The organism is Blastococcus sp. CT_GayMR20 (assembly GCF_004570345.1).
Genome location: NZ_SPQM01000319.1, coordinates 1 through 1010, shown reverse-complemented (window position 1 = coordinate 1010; position 1010 = coordinate 1). Strand labels below are relative to the sequence as shown.

Annotated in this window: 1 protein-coding gene; it reads left to right on the top strand. The window is 77.1% G+C overall.

What is annotated here, in order from left to right:
* Positions 1-898, top strand: an 898-nt coding sequence (gene rsmH, locus E4P40_RS27690; protein WP_135161481.1) for a 16S rRNA (cytosine(1402)-N(4))-methyltransferase RsmH, incomplete at its 5' end; no start/stop codon positions are given.
* Positions 899-1010: the final 112 nt, after the last annotated feature.

Here is a 1010-nt window from a genome sequence, read left to right as displayed (position 1 = left end):
CTGCGCCGCCGACGGCGCCGTCCTCGTCGACGCGACCCTCGGCCTCGCCGGCCACACGCTCGCGATGCTCGACGCCCACCCCGGACTCCGGGTGGTCGGCCTCGACCGCGACCCCGACGCCCGCGCCGAGGCCGCGCGCCGGATCGAGGCCGCCGGTCACACCGACCGCGTCACCCTCGTCCCCGCCGTCTTCGACGAGCTGCCCGACGTCCTGGCCCGTCTCGGGATCACCGAGGTGCAGGGCATCCTCTTCGACCTCGGCGTCTCCTCGCTCCAGCTCGACCGCCCCGACCGCGGCTTCAGCTACTCCGCCGACGCCCCGCTCGACATGCGGATGGACCCGACCGGCCCGGTGACGGCGGCGGACGTCGTCAACACCTATTCCCCGAAGGACCTCGCCCGCGTGCTGCGCGTCTACGGCGAGGAGCGCTTCGCCTCCCGCATCGCCACCGCGATCGACCGCGAGCGGGCGCGGGAGCCCTTCACGCACACCGCCCGGCTCGCCGAGCTGGTGCGGGAGTCCATCCCCGCGGCCACCCGGCGCACCGGGGGCCACCCGGCGAAGCGGACGTTCCAGGCGCTGCGCATCGAGGTCAACGACGAGCTCGGCGCGCTCGAGCGGGCCCTCCCGGCGGCGCTGGAGGCACTGGCGGTCGGCGGCCGCGTCGTCGTCATCACCTTCCACTCCCTCGAGGACCGCATCGTGAAGCAGACGCTGGCCGCAGGCGCCGCCGACCGGACGCCGCAGGGCATGCCCGTGCCGATGCCGGAGCTCGGCCCCGTCCTCCGCCTGCTCACCCGCGGCGGCGAGGCCGCCACCGACGAGGAGGTCGCGGCGAACCCGCGGGCCGCCTCCGCCCGGGTCCGGGCGGCCGAGCGCATCCGGAGGGCAGCATGACCAGCCGCGCGACCGCCCGCACGTCCGCCCGCGCCACGGCGTCCGCCCGCACCTCGGGGGCCGCCCGCTCCGCGGCCCCACTGCGGCCCACCACCGGCCGGTGGTGGAGATC